The 20,969-nt window shown below is 69.4% G+C and carries 19 protein-coding genes and 2 pseudogenes; 7 read left to right on the forward strand and 14 right to left on the reverse strand.

What is annotated here, in order from left to right; translation table 11 throughout:
- Positions 1–29: 29 nt before the first annotated feature.
- Positions 30–914 carry a hypothetical protein gene (locus A5706_RS17830; protein WP_068133082.1) on the reverse strand — a complete coding sequence of 295 codons (885 nt, stop codon included), beginning with the start codon at positions 912–914 and terminating at the stop codon, positions 30–32.
- Positions 915–1,004: 90 nt separating this feature from the next.
- On the opposite strand from A5706_RS17830, the gene A5706_RS17835 reads away from it, so the two are divergent.
- Positions 1,005–2,300 (forward strand): glycosyltransferase 87 family protein, encoded by a 1,296-nt coding sequence (locus tag A5706_RS17835; RefSeq protein ID WP_068133083.1) that lies wholly within the window; start codon positions 1,005–1,007, stop codon positions 2,298–2,300.
- 107 nt (positions 2,301–2,407) lie between these two features.
- Here A5706_RS17835 and A5706_RS17840 read toward each other — a convergent pair whose 3' ends face one another.
- The 5 genes from A5706_RS17840 to A5706_RS17860 form a co-directional block, all read right to left on the reverse strand.
- Positions 2,408–3,136 (reverse strand): 1-acyl-sn-glycerol-3-phosphate acyltransferase, encoded by a 729-nt coding sequence (locus A5706_RS17840; protein ID WP_068133086.1) that lies wholly within the window; start codon positions 3,134–3,136, stop codon positions 2,408–2,410.
- 87 nt (positions 3,137–3,223) lie between these two features.
- The gene (locus A5706_RS17845) at positions 3,224–3,604 is read right to left on the reverse strand and encodes a hypothetical protein (protein ID WP_068133089.1); all 381 of its coding nucleotides are present in this window, start codon (positions 3,602–3,604) and stop codon (positions 3,224–3,226) included.
- Entirely contained in the window at positions 3,601–4,860 is a 1,260-nt protein-coding gene (locus A5706_RS17850) for an ArsA family ATPase (protein ID WP_082964467.1), read from the reverse strand. The genes A5706_RS17845 and A5706_RS17850 overlap by 4 nt, the downstream gene beginning before the upstream one ends.
- Positions 4,853–5,290 carry an SRPBCC family protein gene (locus A5706_RS17855; protein ID WP_068133093.1) on the reverse strand — a complete coding sequence of 146 codons (438 nt, stop codon included), beginning with the start codon at positions 5,288–5,290 and terminating at the stop codon, positions 4,853–4,855. The genes A5706_RS17850 and A5706_RS17855 overlap by 8 nt, the downstream gene beginning before the upstream one ends.
- A gap of 103 nt (positions 5,291–5,393) precedes the next feature.
- Complete coding sequence (locus tag A5706_RS17860) at positions 5,394–5,783, reverse strand: polyketide cyclase / dehydrase and lipid transport (RefSeq protein WP_142282060.1); 390 nt, start codon at positions 5,781–5,783, stop codon at positions 5,394–5,396.
- A gap of 180 nt (positions 5,784–5,963) precedes the next feature.
- Here A5706_RS17860 and A5706_RS17865 point away from each other — a divergent pair, with 180 nt between their 5' ends.
- A complete protein-coding gene (locus tag A5706_RS17865; protein WP_068133095.1) occupies positions 5,964–7,769 on the forward strand; it encodes a long-chain fatty acid--CoA ligase in 1,806 nt (601 codons plus the stop codon).
- A gap of 67 nt (positions 7,770–7,836) precedes the next feature.
- Here A5706_RS17865 and pimB read toward each other — a convergent pair whose 3' ends face one another.
- The 4 genes from pimB to A5706_RS17885 form a co-directional block, all read right to left on the reverse strand.
- Entirely contained in the window at positions 7,837–8,979 is a 1,143-nt protein-coding gene (pimB, locus tag A5706_RS17870) for a GDP-mannose-dependent alpha-(1-6)-phosphatidylinositol monomannoside mannosyltransferase (protein ID WP_068133098.1), read from the reverse strand.
- Positions 8,980–8,988: 9 nt separating this feature from the next.
- On the reverse strand, positions 8,989–9,822 hold the full coding sequence (locus A5706_RS17875) for a hypothetical protein (RefSeq protein ID WP_156767203.1): 834 nt from the start codon (positions 9,820–9,822) through the stop codon (positions 8,989–8,991).
- Positions 9,823–9,865: 43 nt separating this feature from the next.
- A complete protein-coding gene (ripC, locus tag A5706_RS17880) occupies positions 9,866–11,029 on the reverse strand; it encodes a peptidoglycan hydrolase RipC (protein WP_082964468.1) in 1,164 nt (387 codons plus the stop codon).
- 204 nt (positions 11,030–11,233) lie between these two features.
- Complete coding sequence (locus A5706_RS17885) at positions 11,234–11,476, reverse strand: hypothetical protein (RefSeq protein ID WP_068133100.1); 243 nt, start codon at positions 11,474–11,476, stop codon at positions 11,234–11,236.
- Positions 11,477–11,614: 138 nt separating this feature from the next.
- On the opposite strand from A5706_RS17885, the pseudogene A5706_RS17890 reads away from it, so the two are divergent.
- A pseudogene (locus A5706_RS17890) lies at positions 11,615–13,450 on the forward strand (DEDD exonuclease domain-containing protein); the annotation flags it as partial.
- On the opposite strand, the gene trpD reads toward A5706_RS17890, so the two are convergent.
- Positions 13,388–14,470, reverse strand: coding sequence for an anthranilate phosphoribosyltransferase (trpD, locus tag A5706_RS34380; protein WP_156767202.1), 1,083 nt, complete (start codon positions 14,468–14,470; stop codon positions 13,388–13,390). The pseudogene A5706_RS17890 and the gene trpD sit on opposite strands and share 63 nt — an antisense overlap.
- A 136-nt stretch (positions 14,471–14,606) precedes the next feature.
- On the opposite strand from trpD, the gene A5706_RS17895 reads away from it, so the two are divergent.
- Genes A5706_RS17895 through A5706_RS17910 form a run of 4 tightly spaced genes read left to right on the forward strand, consistent with a single transcriptional unit; the run spans position 14,607 to position 18,953 of the window.
- Positions 14,607–15,218, forward strand: a complete 612-nt coding sequence (locus tag A5706_RS17895; RefSeq protein ID WP_066937831.1) for a heme-copper oxidase subunit III — start codon at positions 14,607–14,609, stop codon at positions 15,216–15,218.
- A 35-nt stretch (positions 15,219–15,253) separates the two neighbouring features.
- On the forward strand, positions 15,254–16,120 hold the full coding sequence (locus A5706_RS17900) for a cytochrome c (protein ID WP_082964469.1): 867 nt from the start codon (positions 15,254–15,256) through the stop codon (positions 16,118–16,120).
- Positions 16,117–17,298, forward strand: a complete 1,182-nt coding sequence (locus A5706_RS17905) for a ubiquinol-cytochrome c reductase iron-sulfur subunit (RefSeq protein ID WP_068133103.1) — start codon at positions 16,117–16,119, stop codon at positions 17,296–17,298. Before A5706_RS17900 ends, A5706_RS17905 begins: the two co-directional genes overlap by 4 nt.
- Positions 17,295–18,953: a cytochrome bc complex cytochrome b subunit gene (locus A5706_RS17910; protein WP_068133106.1), complete on the forward strand. Its 1,659-nt coding sequence runs from the start codon at positions 17,295–17,297 to the stop codon at positions 18,951–18,953. Before A5706_RS17905 ends, A5706_RS17910 begins: the two co-directional genes overlap by 4 nt.
- Before the next feature lie 54 nt (positions 18,954–19,007).
- Here A5706_RS17910 and A5706_RS17915 read toward each other — a convergent pair whose 3' ends face one another.
- The 3 genes and pseudogenes from A5706_RS17915 to A5706_RS17925 form a co-directional block, all read right to left on the reverse strand.
- Positions 19,008–19,856: a hypothetical protein gene (locus A5706_RS17915; protein ID WP_068133109.1), complete on the reverse strand. Its 849-nt coding sequence runs from the start codon at positions 19,854–19,856 to the stop codon at positions 19,008–19,010.
- Between the two features lie 104 nt (positions 19,857–19,960).
- A complete protein-coding gene (locus tag A5706_RS17920) occupies positions 19,961–20,596 on the reverse strand; it encodes a DUF2561 family protein (RefSeq protein WP_068133112.1) in 636 nt (211 codons plus the stop codon).
- Positions 20,596–20,925: pseudogene (locus A5706_RS17925) on the reverse strand (MmpS family transport accessory protein); the annotation flags it as partial. The pseudogene A5706_RS17925 and the gene A5706_RS17920, both read right to left, overlap by 1 nt.
- Positions 20,926–20,969: the final 44 nt, after the last annotated feature.

Raw genomic sequence — 20,969 nt, forward strand, 5'->3', positions numbered from 1 at the left:
CGAAAGCCTAGGACAAGCCCCGGCGGAAACTATCGGCTGATCAGGATGGGCCCCGTCGGCGGCGGTGCGGCGTGCACGTCATGGTCGAGCGTGGCGTCGACCAGGCGGTCGTCGGGCAGGCGCGGGGTCCCCGCAACCGCGCACTGCACCCACAGCTTGACCCGCACCACCGGGCGGCGCAGCCGCCGTTCCCGCTGCAGTGCGCGCCGCATCTTGTCCGGCTGGGTGGTGTAGCGCCACCGGGCCCACGGGGCGTGCGGACGCGACAATCGGATCGCCCCGATGACCAGCAGCACGACGATGAACATGCCCAGCAAACCCGTCCACACCTTGCCCTTCAGCACCACCACCACGGCCAGCGGCAGGGTGAACACCAGCTCACCGGCCACCCCGGCGCGCAGCACCACCGCGTCGGCGCCGTGCCAGAACGGCAGGAAGAACATCAGCGGGTGCAGGCCCATCATCAACAGCCCGGCCACCGCCACCGCCGCGAACACCGCGTCCACCGACGTGCGGCCGTCCTCTTCCCAATAGACGTCGGACAGGTGCAGGATCAACGCGTACTCGTCGAGGACCAATGCGGCGCCGATCCCGAAAAGGGTTGCCGCCAAGGTGAATTCAGTCTCCTGCCCGCTGACGGACAGGGTCACCAACGTCAACCCCGAGAGCATCACGAGGACCACCCCGAACGCGACGTGGTGGATATGCACTTCCCCGATGTGGACGTTGCGCGGTTGCCACCATCGCGCCGGACGACCGGTTTGGGCGCGATGGCGGATTACCCGCACGCACGTCCGCGTGACGAAAAAGGTCAGGATGAACGCGACCAGGCAGCACAGCAACGGCAGCCGGCCGCGGTCGATGATGTCGTGCGCGAACCAGTGGGCCACCCCGAACACGAACCAGTGGAGCACTCTAGAAACCTACGCCTGCATTTCCGGGCAACGCGGAAGCCGCGCTGTGACGCGTTGCGGACCCCGGCACCCATTACGCTGTTCTGCGACATGAGTAGATGGCGGGCGCCCGGCGCGGGCTTCGTAACGGAACGTGGCCCCGGGCGGGTATTGCTGTGGTGCCTGGCCTGGCTGGCCGCGGCCGCGGCGATGTACTACGTGGCCGTGGACCTGTTCGCGCATATCCCGTACCGCATCGACATCGACGTCTATCAGATGGGCGGGCAGGCCTGGCTGGACAACCACCCCCTCTACCGCGGCGACGTGAAGTTCCACACACCGATCGGGCTGAACCTGCCGTTCACCTATCCCCCGCTGGCCGCCATCGTCTTCTGCCCGTTCTCCTGGCTGCACATGCCGGCGGCCAGCGTGGCGATCACGGTGTTGACGCTGGTGCTGCTGATCGTCTCGACCACGATCCTGCTGACCGGCCTGGACGTGTGGAGCACGTCGGCCGTGCTGGGCGGCCCGGCGTGGCTGCGCCGGCTGTGGTTGGCGGTGCTCATCACGGCCGCGGCCACCACCTGGCTGGAGCCGGTGGTTTCCAACTTCGCGTTCGGCCAGATCAACGTCGTGCTGATGACGCTGGTGATCGCCGACTGCGTGCCGCGCCGCACGCCGTGGCCGCGCGGGGTGCTGCTGGGGCTGGGCATCGCGCTGAAACTCACCCCGGCGGTTTTCCTGCTCTACTTCCTGCTGCGCCGCGACAACCGCGCGGCCCTGACGGCCATGGCGTCGTTCGTGGCGATGACCCTGCTGGGCTTCGTGCTGGCCTGGAGCGATTCGTGGGAGTACTGGACCCGCACCGTCCACCACACCGACCGGATCGGTGAGGCCGCGCTGAACACCGACCAAAACATCGCGGGCACCCTGGCCCGGCTGGGACTCGACGAGCACGAGCGGTTCCCGCTCTGGGTCGCCGCGTGCCTGCTGGTGCTGGCGGCGACGATCTGGGCGATGCGGCGGGTGCTGCGGGCAGACGAGCCCATCATGGCGGTGATCTGCGTCGCCCTGTTCGGGTTGGTGGTCTCCCCGGTCTCGTGGTCGCACCACTGGGTCTGGGCGCTGCCGACGGTGCTGGTGACCGGGGTGCTGGCCTGGCGGCGCCGCAACGTCGCGCTGGGCGTGCTCAGCGTCATCGGGGTGGCGCTGATGAGGTGGACGCCGATCGACCTGTTGCCCAAGCACCACGAGACGACCGCGAACTGGTGGCGCCAACTCGTGGGGGCGTCCTACGTGTGGTGGGCCCTGGCGGTCATCGTCGTGGCCGGGTTGACCGTCACCGCGCGGGTGACAGCGCGGGATTCGGCAACGCGCCCGCTGACGCCCGTGTCAGCCGCGAGCTAGACCCATGGTGGCGACCCGCTTCGCCCGGCTACGCCGCGCTCGCGATCGCCACTACCCCCAACGGTGGCGACCCGCTTCGCCCGGCTACGCCGCGCTCGCGATCGCCACTAGCCGACGGCGGTCTCGGGGATACGCGCCGCCTCATCGGTCGGTTCGGCGCCGTTGCGGCGCTCCTTGATGCTGGCCGCGTAGATGTCGACGTACTCCTGCCCGGAGAGCCGCATCAGCTCGTAGATCACCTCGTCGGTGACGGCCCGCTCGATGAAGCGGTTGCCGGCCATGCCCTCGAACCGGGAGAAGTCCATCGGCTTGCCGAACCGGACGGTGACGCGCCCGAAGCGCAGCATCGTGGTGCCCGGCGGGTTGACCACATTGGTGCCGATCATCGCCACCGGGATCACCGGGACGCCGGTGTGGAGCGCGAGGCGCGCCAGCCCGGTCTTGCCCTTGTACAGCCGGCCGTCGGGCGAACGGGTGCCCTCGGGGTACATGCCCAGCAGCTTGCCCTGCTTCAGCACCTGCTCGGCGGTGTTGAGCGCGGCCTGGGCGGCGTCGGCGTCGGTGCGGTCGATCGGCACCTGGCCTACGGCGGTGAAGAACCACCGGCTGAACCAGCCCTTCAGGCCGGTGCCGGTGAAATATTCGGACTTCGCCAGGAAGGTGATCCGGCGACGGACCACCAGCGGCAGGAAGAAGCTGTCCATCACGGCGAGGTGGTTACTCGCCAGGATCGCCGGTCCGGAAGTCGGAACGTATTCCAGCCCTTCAACTTTCGGTCGGCCGAGCAGGGACAGCAACGGGCCCAGCAGGACGTACTTGAATAGCCAGTACCACATGGCCCTCCCTCTCGCTCCCGCCACCCGCAGTGTTCTGGCCAACTGTACCGATACCCGGCGCAAGGGACCACCTTGTCCGCGGGCGGGTCACTCCTCGACGGTGACCGGGATGGGCTGGTATCGAGTCTTGACGGTGCCGTCACCGTCGGGGGGCTCCGCGCCGGGGCCGCCCGGCGACCCCTCGGGTGGCGGTGTCGGCGAACGGTCGATGTCGTTGACGATCCCGCGGATCACCTCAAGCAGGGCGATGCTGTGGTCGGCGATCACGGTGAGCAACGGGTGCTGGTCACCGGTCGCCAACGCGGCGAGCGCGCACACCGGGCACCACACCTGCTGGCACTTGCCGGTCCCGACGCCGCCGCCCGCCGTCAACGCCGCCGCCGTGCGCACCGCCGGGTCGATCCCGTCCAGGATCGCCTGGGCCAGCCTGCGCAACTCCGGACCGATGTCGGAATGAGCCCCACTCACTTAGGCCACACCTCCGGATCCGGTCGAAAGCGAACAGTCAGCTCACCGCCCCGCAGATGCGCGTCGAGCACCGTGCAGCGCCGCAGCACCGACGCCAACCGAACCCTGCGCCGCAACCCTCCAGCGCTGATTATCAGGTCGTCGTCGACTCGGCCCAACGAAAGTCCTCCGGGATCAAGTTGGGGCAACGTTAGCCGCATACGGTATATCGACCCAAGCCCCGACCCGGATTCCAGGTCCACGAGGGGCCGCAGCGGCCCCGGCGGCGCCGCCCCGCCGCGTCGCCGGGCGCTGTCGAGCAGCGCGCCCAGCGCCTTGGGGCCGATCGGCTCGCCGGACAGGTGCGGGGTGAGCACCAGCGCCACGTCGCCGATGGTGGCGTCGAGTTCGTCGAGCACGACGCGTTGTTCGGCGATGCGCTCGGCGTACCAGTAGAACGCGGGGTGCTCCGGCAGGTTGCGGTACTCGTAGGACTCGTCCTCGGTCAGAACTTGGTTGACGATCAGCTCCTCGACCCGCACCCCCATCAGCGCCAGCGAACCCAGCGTGCGCACCGCCTCGGCCGCCACCACCCGCTCGGGGGTGAGCACCAGGTGCGCGGTGACGAGATCCCCGTCGGTCAGCAACTCGCTGAGCCGATCGACGCTGGCACTGATGCGCTCCAGCAGCTCGACGATCGCGCCCGAGCGGGCGTCGTCGGCGGCGATTGACAGCCTGCGGTGCCGGGGCCACGCGCGTTCCACGTACAGCCCGAAGGTTGCGGGCAGGGTCAGCATGCGCAACGCATCCGCGGTCGAGGCGCAATCGACGACGATGCGGTCCCAGCGCCCCGAGGCCGCGAGCTCCCCGACCGCGTAGAGGCCCAGCACTTCCTGGACGCCCGGCAACGCCGAAAGTTCTTCGGGCGCAATGGTGCTCAACTCGGAGTCGGGAAACCGGCCGTTCAACGTGCTGACCACGTCGTGCCACCGGGCCTCCAGCAGTGCCAGGGTGTCCAGCGCCAGCGCGTCGAGGAAACCGCCGCCCGCCTCCGCGTCATCGGCGAGCACCCGCACCAGCTCGCCCTGGCCGCTGGGCGGAACCGGGACACCGAGCACGTCGCCCAGCGAGTGCGCCTGGTCGGTCGACACCACCAGCACCCGCTGCCCCATGCCCGCATCGCAGACCGCGGTGGCAGCTGCCAGGGTGGACTTTCCTACCCCGCCCTTCCCAACGAACAGGCTGATCCGGGCCGGGGTGGCGCTGGACTCACTCAGCCTCGACTCGTTTCTTTAGATCCTTCAACGCGGTGTCGGTCAGGCGCCGCTCGGCCTTCCGCTTGAGCAATCCGATCATCGGGATGGCCAGGTCGACCGAGAGTTCATAGGTGACGTCGGTGCCGGATCCCTTGGGCGCCAAGCGATACGAGCCCTCGAGCGCGCGCAGCAGCGAGCTGGAGACCAGGGTCCAGCTCAGCGACTGGCGGTCCTTGGGCCACTTGTAGGACATCACCATGGTGTCCTTGATGACCCCGGCGTCCATCACGAATCGCACCGTCTTCGGGTAGCCGTCGGCGCCCCGCTCCTGCACCTCGGCTTCCTTGTATTCCGAGATCCACTCGGGGTACGAATCGATGTCGGCGATCACCTCCAGGACCGTGCCCGGATCGGCGTCGATGTGGATGGTCTGCGTCGTCTTCTCCGCCACCTGGCTGATGCCCTCTCTCCCGCAAGCGAGTAAGCCCCGTACGCACAGGACTACCCCGGCCTCCGGGGCGAAACGGTACTCCTACCGCCCAACCTTGATCCGGTTAAGCTACCGGAGAAACACCGACCGGACGCGAACGTTCCGCCGTCCGTTTGACCTCGAACGCCATTTTCTTTCCCGCCACCCGACGGCGGTGCGTCATCTTCGCCAAGTTCAACTTTGCCAGCTGCCAGGCCGCCACGCCGGTCGGTTCGGCGTGCAGGAAGTAATGCAGCACCACCCCGTCCAGCGACGGCTCGAGCCAGATCTCCATGGTGCCGGTCAGTGCGCCGGTGACCGTCCACCGGATCCCCTTCTCGGCGCGGTCCTCGACGACCTGCAGCCGCAGGTCCGGCCACCATCGGCGCCACGACGACGGGTCGGCGACCACGGCGCCCACCCGCGCGCCGTCGGCGGCGACGAACGTCTGGTCGGCGATCTGAATGCTGTTCACCGCCATAGCTTCACACACCGATCCGGATCGCCCGCGTGTAGGCAGCCGGCGCGACGCCGCAAGCTTCGTGGCGGCCCGGCCGACCTCAGCCATGCTGCACAAATTTGCGGATTAGGCTGGGCAACAGCAAGCCGGCCTCGCAAAGGGCGGGCAACGTCACTATCAATCGAGGTCACCAGAGTGCGTGAGTACAGCGTCCCCGCCCGCTTTACCGTCGGCGAGCACGAAAACGTCGCGGCCATGGTCTTCGAGCACGAGCGCGACGACCCCAGCTTCGTCATCTTCCAACGGCAGATCGACGGGGTTTGGACCGATGTCACCTGCGCCGAGGCCGCCAAGCACGTGCGTGCCGCGGCGCTAGGCCTGATCTCCCTCGGGGTGCAGGCCGGCGACCGGGTGTCCATCTTTTCTGCCACCCGCTACGAGTGGGCGATCCTGGACCTCGCGATCCTGGCGGTGGGTGCGGTCACTGTGCCGATCTACGAGACGTCGTCGGCCGAGCAGGTGCGCTGGGTGCTGCAGGACTCGGCAGCAGTGGTGGCCTTCGCCGAGACCGACGCCCACGCCGCCATGGTCACCGAGCTCACCGCCGAACTGCCCGAGCTGCGCCGGGTGCTGCACATCGACGGTTCGGGCCCCAAGGCGCTCGAGCAGCTCGTCGAGGCCGGCGCCGACGTCGAGCCGGCCGAGTTGACCGCCCGGCTGGACGCGCTGCGCGCGGACGACCCGGCAACCCTGATCTACACCTCGGGCACCACCGGGCGGCCCAAGGGCTGCCAGCTCACCCATTCCAACCTGCTCTACGAGAGCCGGGGCGCCAAGGAATGCCTGCCGACCCTGCTGAACGAGGGGCAGCGGCTGCTGGTCTTCCTGCCGCTGGCCCACGTGCTGGCCCGGTCGCTCACCTTGTCCGCGTTCGCGAACAAGGTGACGGTCGGATTTACCAGCGACATCAAGAACCTGCTGCCGATGTTCGCGGTGTTCAAGCCGACGGTGGTGGTGTCGGTGCCGCGGGTGTTCGAGAAGGTCTACAACACCGCCGAGCAGAACGCCGCCAACGACGGCAATGGCCGGATCTTCGCGATGGCCGTGCAAACCGCGGTCGACTGGAGCCAGGCCCACGCCGACGGCGGGCGACCGGGCCTGCTGCTGCGGGCCCGGCACGCCCTGTTCGACCGGCTGGTCTACCACAAGCTGCGCGCGGCGCTGGGCGGCGACTGCCACGCGTCCGTCTCGGGTGGCGCGCCGCTGGGCGCGCGGCTGGGCCACTTCTACCGCGGGGTGGGCCTGACCATCCACGAGGGCTACGGCCTGACCGAGACCAGCTCGGCCATCACGGTCAACCAGGTCGGCAACGTCAAGATCGGGACCGTCGGAACGTTGTTGCCCGGCAACAGCATGCGCATCGCCGAGGACGGCGAGCTGTTGGTGCGCGGCGGCGTGGTGTTCAGCGGCTACTGGCACAACGAGCAGGCCACCCGCGACGCGTTCACCGACGGCTGGTTCAAGACCGGCGACCTGGGCGCGCTGGACGAGGACGGCTTCCTGAAGATCACCGGCCGCAAGAAGGAGATCATCGTGACCGCCGGCGGCAAGAACGTCGCCCCCGCGGTGCTCGAGGACCAGCTGCGGGCGCACCCGCTGATCAGCCAGGCCATGGTGGTGGGCGACGCCAAGCCGTTCATCGGCGCGCTGATCACCATCGACCTCGAGGCGTTCGGCCCCTGGAAGGAGCGCAACCACAAGCCGGCCGACGCGTCCGTCGGCGATCTGGCCACCGACCCCGACCTGTTCGCCGAGATCGACGCGGCCGTCAAGAACGCCAACCTGGCGGTGTCGCACGCGGAGTCGATCCGCAAATTCCGCATCCTGCCGGTGGACTTCACCGAGGACACCGGTGAGCTGACGCCGACGATGAAGGTCAAGCGCAACGTGGTGGCCGAGAAGTTCGCCTCCGACATCGAATCGATCTACGAGAAGGATTAACCGCGAGCAGACGCAAAAGCCCCCATTTCGGCGCGGAAACGGGGGCTTTTACGTCTGGTGGCCACAGCTAGGCGCGCAGCAGGTCGCCCAGCCGCGTCGCCAGCGTGTCCCAGCGCCACTGGGACGTCACCCACTCGCGGCCGGCCGCGCCCATCGCGGCGGCCCGCTCCGGATCGGCCAGCAACTCGCCGACGGCCTCGGCGACCTCGTCCACCGAGCGGCCGTCGACCACCAGCCCAGTCTTGTTGTGCCGCACGGTTTCCGGGGCTCCGCCCGACAGGCCGGCGATGACGGGCACGCCCGTCGCCGAGGCCTCCAGGTAGACGATGCCCAGGCCCTCGACGTCCATGCCGGCGCCGCGGGTGCGGCATGGCATCGCGAAGACATCGGCCAGCGCGTGGTGGGCGGGCAGTTCGTCGGCCGGCACACCACCGGTGAACGTCACGTGCTCGGCCACGCCGCAGTCGGTGGCCAGCTTGCGCAGCGCGTCCAGGTACGGCCCGCCGCCGACGATGACCAGCGCCGCCCCGCCCACCCGCCGCCGGATCGAGGGCAGCGCCTTGATCAGGGCGTCCTGGCCCTTGCGCGGCACCAGCCGTGACAGGCACAGCACGATCGGCCGCTCGCCGAGCCCGTAGCGGGCGCGCAGCTCGGCCCGGGCGGCCGGGTCGGGCCGGAACCGGTCGGTGTCCACGCCGGGCGGCAGGTATTCCAGCCTCGCCTCGGGGCCGAAGGCCGACGCGAAGCGCGACCGGGTGTAGCGGCTCACGAACGTGACGACGTCGGCGCCGTCGCCGATACGACGCAGCACCGACCGCGCGACCGGAAGCATCGACCAGCCGACCTCGTGGCCGTGCGTGCTGGCCAGCACCCGCGTCGCCCCCGCCTGCCGGGCGCGCGGCGCCAGCAGTGCCAGCGGCGCGGCCGCGCCGAACCAGACGGTGTCGATCCCGTGCTCACCGATCAGCCGGCGCATCCGCCCGTCCACCGCCGGGCCCGGCAGCATGAGGGTGCCCGGGTGGCGCACCACCCGGTACCCGGCCGCCTCGGCGGCGTCGTCAAAGGCGTCGGCGCCCTTCCATTGCGGCGCGTACACCAGCACGGAGTGCGAGCCGGCGCCCGCCAGCCGCCCGACGAATTCGCCGAGGTAGGACTGGATGCCGCCCGGGCGGGGCGGAAAGTCGTTGGTTACCAGCAGAACCCGGCTCACCTGCGTAGGCTAGCGGGCCGCCCACTGGTGCCAGTGCACCAGCAGCCCGGCGGGGTCGGTGTCGAGGACAGCGTGCACGGCGGTGGGCACGTCGGTGTGCCCCACACCGCAGCTGGCGAGGTACAAGTCGCGCAGCTTGGGCGCCCCGTAGGTGTCGGCCACGAACCGGGCGAACCACCACGCGCGGTCATACGCCAGCGAGCGCTGCGGCCCCGGCGCCTCCAGATCGGCATCGGTCGGCAGCGAGAGCGGCACCGGCAACGCATCGGCGGGCACCGGGGTCTGCGGCCGGGCGACGAAATCGGCCACCCCCTCGGTGAGCCACTCGGGCGCGTCCGACGTGGTGTAAGGGCGGGCGGCGTAGTGAAAAAGCTCGTGCGTCAAGACAATTCGCAGCGCGCCCTCGTTCATGTTGGCGGCGCCCGGCGCAAACACGATCCGTTGGCCGAGCACCACCCGGTGCACGGGGTCGACGCGCTCGGCGACCGTCACGGCCGCGATGTCGGCCCACTGCGACGGCGGTCCCCCGCCGGCCGCGGCGCGAAACTGTTCGTCGGAGCCGGCGACGAGCACGGAGATCTCGCGCGGCCAGTCGACACCCCAGAAGGCCTCCACCGCCTTGATGGCGGTGCCGATGTTGTTCGCCACCCGGGACAGCAGCCGGTCGCTGGCCGGGCCGCCCAGGCCGACCAGGCGGACGGTGCGGTCGCCCACCACCAACGATTTCGCCCCGGCGCCGGCCTGGCTGCGCGCAGGCGTGACCAGTTGCGCGTGTCTTGCCTTGCTGTCGGCGGCCTGGTCGAAGGGCACGGCCGCGGCCACAATCAGCTCGAGGGCAAACACCCAGGCCAGCAGGATCGGCAGCCGCCGACGCCAGGCGGGACGGTCAGTAGCGGCGGGCGTCGTGGACTGGGCCTGCGGCATTCATCGGAACCACCCGCACCGGCTGGCCGTAGGTGGAGGAATGGATCACCATGCCGTCACCGACGTAAAGGCCGCTGTGTGACGCGTCGTTATAGAAGGTCACCACGTCGCCGGGCTGCAGATCCGACAGCGCCACCGGCTGACCGCCCTGGGCCTGTGCCTGGCTGGAGTGCGGCAGCGAAATGCCGGCCTGCTGGAACGCCCACATCACCAAACCGGAGCAGTCGAAACCGCCGGGTGCGGCACCGCCCCACACATAGGGCGAGCCGACCTGGGTCAGCGCGGCCTGCACGACGGTCGCGCGGTCACCGCCGCCCACACCGCCGCCGGGCGCCATTCCGGGCACCCCGGGACCTGGCATTCCGGGCATCATCGCGCTGATCGGCGGAGCGTCGGCGGGCGGCGCGCCGGGTGGCGCCGCGTCCGGTGCGGGCGCGCCCGGAGCCGGGAGACCCGCCGGGATCGGCCCGGGGTCGGCGAGCGCGGTGCGCTGTTGCGGCGTCAGGGATACGTATTGCGACTTGACGACGGCGATCTGCACCTGCAGCTGGCTCTGCTTGGACTGCAGGCTCGCCCGTACCGCCGCGGCCTGCTCGGCCGCGCTCTTCGCGTCGGCGGCAGACTTGGCGGATGCCTGCTCGGCCTTGGCGGCCTGCTCACCGGCGATGCGGTAGTTCGCCATCTGCGTGCGCATCTGGGTCGCCATCAGCCGTTGCACCGCAAGCTTGTCGATCAGGCCCTGGGGCGACCCCGCGGTCAGCATGGCCTCCATGCCGTCGACGCGGCCACCCATGTACTGCGCGGCGGCGAGCTTGTTTACGGCGCCCTGGAAGGCGGCCAGGCGGGCCTTCGCCGAATCCACCGCGGCCTGGTCATCGGCGTGCTTCTTCTCCGCCGCCTGCTGGGCCGCCAGCTTTTGGTTGAGGTCAAGCTGTGCGGTGTGCATCGCCTCGGTGGTCTGCTCGGCCTGACGCGACAGCTGGTTGAGTTTTGCCAGCGCGTCCTCGGCTGGATCGGCCGAGGAATTCGCGGCAAAAGTCCCCGCGAAGACGGTCAAGCCCGCTAACGTCCCGAGAGCAGAACGTGTGATGACACGCGCACGCGGGTACCTACTAGCGAAGCTCAAAATTGCATCCTTAAACGGCCTAGGACGGCGGATGCCTGGCACTGCCGGCGCGCCGTCGGACGAGTTTAGGTCTCAAACAGGTTACGAAACGATATCGACGTTTGTCCAAGCGGGATCGTTAAGAAATCGGAAAGATTTCTGGCCTTACTTTGTGAATGATGGCAATCCCCTAAGACGGTCCAGCGGTTTTGGCGCACAAGGCAATTAAGCTACACCAGATCCGCGGCCGCGATGAATCGGCACTAGACGCAACCGCGGCGCCAGCCCGACCTCCGCGAGCACCTCGAGTGCTTCCCGCTCGTCCTGCAACAAAGTCTCCGGCACCCCGAGCAGGACGCTGACCACGCAGTCGCGGCAGCCCGGGCCGCGCACCGCGCAGTCGTCACAATCGATCACCACCGGCGCCGCCGCCCCGTCGGGGTGCGCCTTGCCGTTGCCGTATGCCATCAGGTGCCGTCCTCTCGGTCTGGCCTCGTGAAGCTCATACCCGCACGCTAACGACGACCACCGACATGTATCGCCCGTTGCATCCCGCCCGGCGTGGGAACCCCGCGGCTGTCGGTGGACATGCCTAACGTCACCGCCATGGGTGCGAGCGGTGCAACTCAGCTGAGTTTCGCCGACTTGGGCCCGGCCGCCTCCCCGGTCGACGAACTCCCCTTGCGCGAAACGACTTTCGTCGTGGTGGACCTGGAGACCACCGGCGGGCGCACGAAAAGCGCCGACGGCACGCCGTGCGACGCCATCACCGAGATCGGGGCGGTCAAGGTCCGCGGCGGCGTCGTATTGGGCGAGTTCGCCACCCTCGTCGACCCGCAGCGCAGCATCCCGCCCCAGATCGTTCAGCTCACCGGGATCACGACGGCGATGGTGTGCGACGCCCCGACGATCGACGCGGTGCTGCCGATGTTTCTCGAGTTCGCCGGGGGCGCGGTGCTGGTCGCGCACAATGCCGGGTTCGACGTCGGATTCCTGCGGGCCGCCGCACGGCGATGCGACATCGCCTGGCCCCGGCCGCCGGTGCTGTGCACGGTCCGCCTGGCCCGCCGGGTGCTCAGCCGCGAGGAAGCCCCCAGCGTGCGGCTGGCCGCGCTGGCGCGACTGTTCGCCGTCGCCGCGCAGCCGACGCACCGCGCGCTCGACGACGCCCGCGCCACCGTCGAGGTGTTGCACGCCCTCATCGAGCGAGTCGGCAACCAGGGCGTGCACACCTACGCCGACCTGCGCTCCTACCTGCCCGACGTGACGCCGGCCCAGCGCCGCAAAAAGGTGCTGGCCGAGGGGTTGCCGCACCGGCCCGGGGTCTACCTGTTCCGCGGACCGGCGGGCGAGGTGCTCTACGTCGGGACCGCGGTCGACCTGCGTCGACGGGTGGGCCAGTACTTCACCGGCGCCGATCCCCGCGGTCGGATGAAGGAGATGGTCACGCTGGCCGGCGCCGTCGACCACGTCGAATGCGCGCACGCGCTGGAGGCCGGCGTGCGAGAGCTGCGGATGCTGGCCGCCCACGCCCCGCCCTACAACCGGCGGTCCCGGTTCCCGCAGCGGTGGTGGTGGCTGGCCCTCACCGACGAGGCGTTTCCGCGGCTGGCGGCGGTGCGGGCGCCGCGCCACGACCGCGCCGTCGGGCCGTTTCGGTCCCGGACCGACGCCGCCGAAACGGCGGCTGTGCTGGCGCGGTTCACCGGCGCCCGGACCTGCACCGCGCGGCTGGCCCGCTCGGCCCTGCACGGGCCGGCCTGTCCGGAGGTCGAGGTGTCGCCGTGTCCGGCGCAGCGCGGCGCCACGGCCACCCAGTACGCCGCGGCGGTGGCGCGGGTCGCGGCCCTGATCGACGGGCTCGACGACGGCCCCCTGGAGGCCGCCGTGCAGCAGGTCACGGCGCTTGCCGAGCGACGACACTTCGAGAGCGCGGCGCGGCTGCGCGACCGCGTCGCCGCCGCCATCGAGGTGCTGTGGCGCGGCCAGCGGCTGCGGGCGCTGGCCGCGCTGCCCGAGCTGATCGCCGCCGCGCCCGACGGTCAGGGCGGCTACCACCTGGCCGTCGTTCGCTACGGGCAGCTCGCGGCGGCCGGCACGGCCAGGCGCGGGGTGCCGCCGATGCCGGTGATCGACGCGATTCACGCTGGCGCACAGGCGATCCTGCGCGCGGCGGCCCCGCTCGGCGGCGCGCTGGTGGAGGAGACGGCCCTCGTCGCGCGCTGGCTGGCCGCGCCCGGCGTGCGCATCGTCCGGGTTTCGGGCGCCACCGACGACGGATGGGCCTCGCCGCTGCGGTCGGCCGGCGCCTGGTCGCAATGGGCCGCGCTGGCCCGCTCGGCGCGAATGGCCTCCCAACAGGATCCGGCGCAGATCGAATCAGAGCTGCTGGCCGAACCGCACCCATCGCGCGAGCAGCTGTTCGGCCGCCCCGGAGTCGATGGCCGCGCAGGCCCGCCGCAGCCCGTCCTCCCAGGCCGGCAGCCATTCGGCGCGGCTGGATAGGCCGGCGTGGGCGACGATCGCCCCCGCGGCGTTGAGCACGACGGCGTCGCGGACCGGGCCCTTCGTCCCGCCCAGCACCGCACGCGCCTCGGCGGCGTTGGCCTGGGCGTCGCCACCGACCAGCTCGCGCAGCTCGGCGCGGTCGAACCCAAACCCGGCCGGGTCGAACTTCAGCCGGTCCACCGTGCCCGCCTGCACCCGCCAGATCGTGCTCGTGGTGGTGGTGGTCAGCTCGTCCAGGCCGTCGTCGCCGTGCACCACCAGCACGCTGGACCGGCGCGCCGCGAACACCCCGGCCATCACCTCGGCCAGGTCGGCGAACGCGCAGCCGATCAAGCCCGCCCGCGGTCTGGCCGGATTGGTAAGGGGCCCAAGGAGATTGAACACCGTCGGCACCCCGATCTCGCGGCGCACGACGGAGGTGTGCCGGTAGGACGGGTGAAACAACGGCGCGAAGCAGAACCCGATCCCGACTTCGGCGACGCTGCGCGCGACCTCGTCGGGTTCTGCGTCGATGCGGACCCCGAGCGCCTCCAGCGTGTCGGCGCCCCCGGACAGCGACGACGCCGCCCTGTTGCCGTGCTTGACCACCGGCACCCCGGCGGCGGCCACCACGATCGACGCCATCGTGGACAGGTTGACCGTGTTGACGCCGTCGCCCCCGGTTCCCACGATGTCGACCGCGTCGTCGGGAATTCCCGCGGCGGGCAGCGCGCGGGCGTGGCTGAGCATGACGTCGGCCAGCTCGCTCACCTCGGCGGCGTTGGGGACCTTCATCGTCATCGCTACCGCGAAGGCGGCGATCTGGGCGGGGCTCGCGTCGCCGGACATGACCTGGTCCATGGCCCAGCCGGCCTGGCCCCGCGCCAGGTCCTGCCCGCCCGTCAGGCGGCCGAGGACCTGGGACCATGACGGCGGCTCACTGGGGGTCTCAGCGGGTTCGGATGACGCGGGCACGCGCCGATGGTCCCACGAGGATCACCGAGCCCCCAACCGTCGCCGGACGGGAGGGCTCGGCGCGCCCGAAACGCCGATTCGCGAAATTTCCGACCCGGGTAGAGTTCGACAACTACAAAGCGTCATACTTGCGGATGTGACCAGCGCTGTGGGGACCTCGGGTACTGCGATCACGTCGCGAGTGCATTCGCTGAATCGGCCCAACATGGTGGCCGTCGGCACCATAGTTTGGCTTTCCAGCGAACTCATGTTCTTTGCTGGCCTGTTCGCGATGTATTTCACGGCGCGGGCACAGGCCGGCGGGAAGTGGCCGCCGCCGCCCACCGAGTTGAACCTCTACCAGGCCGTGCCGGTGACGCTCGTGCTGATCGCGTCGTCGTTCACCTGTCAGATGGGCGTGTTCGCGGCCGAACGCGGCGACGTCTTCGGCCTGCGCCGCTGGTACGTGATCACGTTCCTGATGGGCCTGTTCTTCGTCCTCGGCCAGGCGTACGAGTACTACCACCTGATGTCGCACGGGACGACCATCCCGGGCAGCGCCTACGGCACCGTCTTCTACCTGGCCACCGGCTTCCACGGCCTGCACGTGACGGGCGGCTTGATCGCCTTCATTTTCCTGCTGGCCCGCACCGCGATGAGCAAGTTCACGCCCGCGCAGGCGACGGCCAGCATCGTCGTCTCCTACTACTGGCATTTCGTCGACATCGTGTGGATCGCGCTGTTCACCGTGATCTATTTCATCCGATGAGCCGGCGCTAGACCTAGACGGACAGGAGTGCTCGGTTGAAGAAACTGGGGTCTACCCGAAACGGTGCGCGGCGGGGTCAGCTGCGAAAAGGGCAGCGTGACCGCTCGCGACGGCGCCTGCGGCGCCGGCTGTCGGGCGGCTTGCTGCTGCTGATCGCGCTGACCATCGCCGGTGGCCTGGCCGCCGTGCTGACCCCCACCCCGCAGGTGGCCGTCGCCGACGAGTCGTCGTCGGCGCTGCTGCGCACCGGCAAGCAGCTGTTCGAGACGTCCTGCGTGTCCTGCCACGGCGCCAACCTGCAGGGCGTGGTCGACCACGGGCCGAGCCTGATCGGCGTCGGCGAGGCGGCCGTCTACTTCCAGGTGTCCACCGGCCGGATGCCCGCCATGCGCGGCGAGGCGCAGGCGCCGCGGAAGGAGCCGATCTTCGACGAGGCTCAGATCGACGCGATCGGCGCCTACGTGCAGGCCAACGGCGGCGGCCCCACCGTCGTGCGCAACCCCGACGGCAGCCTCGCGATGCACTCGCTGCGCGGCGAGGACCTGGGCCGCGGCGGCGACCTGTTCCGGCTGAACTGCTCGTCGTGCCACAACTTCACCGGCAAGGGCGGGGCGCTGTCGTCCGGTAAGTACGCGCCCGACCTGGGTCCGGCCAACGAGCAGCAGATCCTGACCGCCATGCTGACCGGTCCCCAGAACATGCCGAAGTTCTCCGACCGCCAGCTGTCCTTCGACGCCAAGAAGGACATCATCGGCTACGTCAAAGCGGTCAGCGAAGAACGGCAGCCGGGTGGCTATGGCCTCGGCGGATTCGGACCCGCACCCGAGGGCATGGCCTTCTGGATCATCGGGATGGTGGCAGCGATCGGGTTGGCACTGTGGATTGGGGCGCGAGCATCATGAGCGACACCGATAAGGACCCGGTGGGCCGGGAGCCCGACGAGGCGGCGCTGGCCGCGATGTCGCAGCAAGAACTCGTGGCGCTGGGCGGCAAGCTCGACGGCGTCGAGACCGTCTTCAAGGAGCCGCGCTGGCCCGTCGAGGGCACCAGGGCCGAGAAGCGCGCCGAGCGATCGGTGGCGCGTTGGCTTTTGCTAGGCGGCGGATTCGGGCTGGCGCTGCTGGTGGTCTTCCTGTTCTGGCCGTGGGAATACCGGCCCAAGGAGGCCCCGGGCAACTTCCTGTACTCGCTGGCCACCCCGCTGTACGGCTTCACCTTCGGGATGTCCATCCTCTGCATCGCGATCGGCGCCGTCCTCTACCAGAAAAGGTTTATCCCGGAAGAGATCTCGATTCAGGAGCGCCACGACGGCGCCTCGCGCGAGATCGACCGCAAGACGGTCGTGGCGAACCTGGGCGACGCCTACCAGGGTTCGACGATCGGGCGGCGCAAGCTCGTCGGGCTGTCGCTGGGCATGGGGCTGGGCGCGTTCGGCCTGGGCACCCTGGTCGCGTTTGCCGGCGGCCTGATCAAGAACCCGTGGAAGCCCGTCGTGCCCACCGCCGACGGCATGAAGGCCGCGCTGTGGACGTCGGGCTGGACCCCGCGCTACCACGGCGAAACGATCTTCCTGGCGCGGGCCACCGGTTCGCATTCGGGAGCGCCGTTCGTCAAGATGCGCCCCGAGGACATGGACGCCGGCGGCATGGAGACCGTCTTCCCGTGGCGCGAGTCCGACGGCGACGGCACCACCCCCGAGTCGCATGAGAAGCTGACCGCGATCCAGATGGGCGTCCGAAACCCGGTGATGCTCATCCGCATTCGACCGACCGACATGCCGCGGATGGTCAAGCGTCAGGGTCAGGAGAGCTTCAACTGGGGCGAATTCTTCGCCTACACCAAGGTGTGCTCGCACCTGGGCTGCCCCGCGTCGCTGTACGAGGAGCAGTCCTACCGAATCCTGTGCCCGTGTCACCAGTCGCAGTTCGACGCACTGCATTTCGCCAAGCCGATATTCGGCCCGGCGGCTCGCGCGTTGGCGCAACTGCCGATCACCATCGACTCCAACGGGTATCTGGTCGCCAACGGTGACTTCATCGAACCCGTCGGCCCCGCATTCTGGGAGAGGACGACAACATGAGTCCCAAACTGAGTCCCCCGAAGATCGGTGACGTGCTGGCGCGCCAAGGCGAGGACATCGACACGCGCTATCACCCGTCGGCGGCGGTGCGCAGGCAGCTCAACAAGGTCTTCCCCACCCACTGGTCGTTCCTGCTGGGCGAGATCGCGTTGTACAGCTTCATCGTCCTGCTGATCACCGGCGTGTACCTGACGCTGTTCTTCGACCCGTCCATGGTCGACGTCACCTACAACGGCATCTATCAGCCGCTGCGCGGCGTCGAGATGTCGCGCGCCTACGAATCGGCGCTGAACATCTCGTTCGAGGTCCGCGGCGGCCTGTTCGTGCGCCAGATCCACCACTGGGCCGCGCTGATGTTCTCCGGGGCGATCATGGTGCACCTCGCGCGCATCTTCTTCACCGGAGCGTTCCGCCGTCCCCGCGAGGCCAACTGGGTGATCGGCTCGCTGTTGCTGATCCTGTCGATGTTCGAGGGCTACTTCGGCTACTCGCTGCCCGACGACCTGCTGTCGGGCATCGGCCTGCGCGCCGCGCTGTCGTCGATCACGCTGGGCATGCCGGTGATCGGGACCTGGCTGCACTGGGCGCTGTTCGGCGGCGACTTCCCCGGCACCATCCTGATCCCCCGGCTCTACGCGCTGCACATTTTGCTGCTGCCGGGGATCATCCTGGCCCTGATCGGGGCGCACCTGGCGCTGGTGTGGTTCCAGAAGCACACCCAGTTCCCCGGCCCCGGCCGCACCGAACACAACGTCGTCGGCGTGCGGGTGATGCCGATCTTCGCGGTCAAGTCCGGCGCGTTCTTCGCCGCCATCGTCGGCGTTCTGGGCCTGATGGGTGGTCTGCTACAGATCAACCCGATCTGGAACCTGGGCCCCTACAAGCCATCTCAGGTTTCCGCGGGCTCCCAGCCCGACTTCTACATGATGTGGACGGAGGGCCTCGCCCGCATCTGGCCGCCCTGGGAGTTCTACTTCTGGCACCACACCATTCCCGCCCCGGTCTGGGTCGCGCTCATCATGGGCGCGGTCTTCATCCTGCTGATCATCTACCCGTTCCTGGAGAAGCGGTTCTCCGGCGACTACGCGCACCACAATTTGCTGCAGCGGCCGCGTGACGTTCCGGTGCGGACCTCGATCGGGGCCATGGCGATCGCCTTCTACATGGTGCTGACCCTGGCCGCGATGAACGACATCATCGCGTTCAAGTTCCACATCTCGCTGAACGCGACGACGTGGATCGGACGCATCGGCATGGTGATCCTGCCGCCGTTCGTCTACTTCATCACCTACCGGTGGTGCATCGGTCTGCAGCGCAGTGACCGCGACGTGCTCGAGCACGGCATCGAGACAGGCATCATCAAGCGGCTGCCGCACGGTGCCTACATCGAGCTGCATCAGCCGCTCGGACCGGTCGACGACCACGGCCACCCGATCCCGCTGGAGTACGAGGGCGCGGCGGTGCCAAAGCGGATGAACAAGCTTGGCTCCGCCGGCACACCGGGCAGCGGCAGCTTCTTGTTCGCCGATCCCGCGTCCGAGGACGCCGCGCTGCGCGAGGCGGCGCACTCCGGCGAGCAACGCTCCCTCACCGCGCTGCGCGAATACCAGGAGAGCATCGTCGGCTCCACCAACGGGGAGGACGGCGAGCACTAGCGTTCCGCGACACTTACACCACGCACACGACACGCCGAAAACCGTAGCGGTGGTTTAACTTTCGCGGCACCCTCGACGGGTCAACGCGGCACGAACGCGGTGCACGACGTGTTCGGGTTTGTCCTCAGCGATCACCCGGATGACGATCCAGCCAAGCCCTGCGAGCTTGCGCAGCCGCGCCTGGTCTCGGACATACTGGCGACGGTCGGAGCGATGTTGGTCGCCGTCGTACTCGGCCGCCACCTTGTAGTTCTCCCAACCCATATCCAGCACGGCCACCAGCCCCCAGTTTTCGTGCACCGGTATCTGGGTGCTGGGAACGGGTAGGCCGGCATCGATCAACAGCAGGCGCAGCCACGTCTCTTTCGGCGACGCGGCCCCGGGATCGACGAGTGGAAGCGCCGCGCGCAGCCGGCGCAGGCCCCGGGCGCGCGGATGCCGCTTGGCGAGGAGCAACACGTCCTCTACGGCGAATGGGGTCGCGCGCATCAGCGCGTCGAGTCGCGCCACCGCCTCTGCGGTGGGCAGTTCGCGCGCCAGGTCGAACGCCGTCCTCGCGAGGGTGGTTACCGGCAGCCCGGTGACACGAGTGACCTCGTCCGGCTCGATGCGTCGATCGCGGGTGATTACACCGATCGGGGAATGTGGGTTGCGCCAAATCAATTCGACGGGCTCGTCGTCGTCGATCCACTTCGCGCCGTGCAGCGCCGCCGCCGCAAGCCCGGCCACGACGCCGCGTCGGCCCGACCACAGCCACGCCGCGCGAGAACGCAATCCGAGCGACGTTGCCACGTGATCCGGCACGTATACGTCGGGATAGATCGCACGGAACCGGGTCCTCAGCTGATACGGGCTCAGCGTCCCCCGGCGCAGCGCCTCGCTGCCCCTGAATACCTCGTCCACAAACGAAAGACGTCACACCGTGCCGCCAGGCTCCACGAGGCTTAACTGGCTGCGACCTGCTTCGGCGTGTCGTCGCACACGTTTAAGTGTCGCGAGGCGAGAAGCTAGCGCCCATCAACCAGTTGGCGCAGCTGGCGGACGTGTAGCCATTCCACCACCGGCATCCCCGCGACGATGACCCCGGCCAGCGCGTAGCCCACCCAGGACCCGCCGTCGTGCCCGACGGCCATCAGGTACGTCGCCGTGGCCGCTGCGATCAGCGCGGCGCCCATCGTCCCCGCCAGAAGGACGGTGCCGCGCAACCAGATCCGGTCCACCGCCGCGCCCGACCACTCGGTGACCGGCTCAGCCGCCTGCGCCCGCGGCTGACGGGCTCGCTCGGCCGCTGTGCGCGGCGCGGGGGCCATCAGGCGCACCGGAGGCCGGCTCGGCGGACGCGCGGCCGTCCGGGCTGCCGGCTCGATCAGACCCATGCGACGGGCCCGCACCAGCACCGGGATCGCCCCCGCGATGATGAGCGCGGAAACGATGATGACGGCGTACAACACCCACGAGGTGTGCGATCCCCTGGCCGCCTTGTGAAAGCCCCGGCCCAGGTCCACCAGCGCCACGGACGCGGCCACGCTCACGCCCAGCAGCACCAACCAGACGGCGGCGCACGCGCCCATCAGTATGCGATCGATGACATCCGGCGGAATGGTGTCCGAACCCCGCCGATAGGCGGAATACCTGCTGACCATCAGCAACTCGTCTGCGGCGCGTCGCTGTTGTTCGACGACAGCACCGTCCCGTCGCTGGTGGTGATCGAGCAGTTGAGCCGGCTGACCCGGAAAAGGCTGGACGCCTGGACGGATCCGACGTCGGACGTCGAGATCGGTGTCACGGTCATCGACCAGGGAATGTACACGTTGTGCTGGGTGCGAGACCGGCCCGACGCGTCGACGTAGGTCACCGAAATGATGTCGCCGGGCGCCTTGGTGCCGGTCACCGAGTAGGTCACCTGCCGCGGGCCGGTCGGGGTGGTGGTCGCCGGCGGCGGCGGGGCCGCTGCCGACGTCGTAGTCGCCGGAGAACCGCTTCTCCAGGAACGGGTAGATGATCAGCAGGATGAAG

Origin of the sequence: Mycobacterium sp. E796 (assembly GCF_001672815.1) — a bacterium.
GTDB lineage: Bacteria > Actinomycetota > Actinomycetes > Mycobacteriales > Mycobacteriaceae > Mycobacterium.

What these genes read in the sequence shown, in the direction of transcription:
- A5706_RS17835 (WP_068133083.1), top strand. Translation starts at nt 1,005, where the DNA reads ATGAGTAGATGGCGGGCGCCCGGCGCGGGCTTCGTAACGGAACGTGGC.
- A5706_RS17840 (WP_068133086.1), bottom strand. Translation starts at nt 3,136, where the DNA reads ATGTGGTACTGGCTATTCAAGTACGTCCTGCTGGGCCCGTTGCTGTCC.
- A5706_RS17910 (WP_068133106.1), top strand. Translation starts at nt 17,295, where the DNA reads ATGAGTCCCAAACTGAGTCCCCCGAAGATCGGTGACGTGCTGGCGCGC.
- A5706_RS17920 (WP_068133112.1), bottom strand. Translation starts at nt 20,596, where the DNA reads ATGGTCAGCAGGTATTCCGCCTATCGGCGGGGTTCGGACACCATTCCG.
- A5706_RS17885 (WP_068133100.1), bottom strand. Translation starts at nt 11,476, where the DNA reads ATGGCATACGGCAACGGCAAGGCGCACCCCGACGGGGCGGCGGCGCCG.
- A5706_RS17905 (WP_068133103.1), top strand. Translation starts at nt 16,117, where the DNA reads ATGAGCGACACCGATAAGGACCCGGTGGGCCGGGAGCCCGACGAGGCG.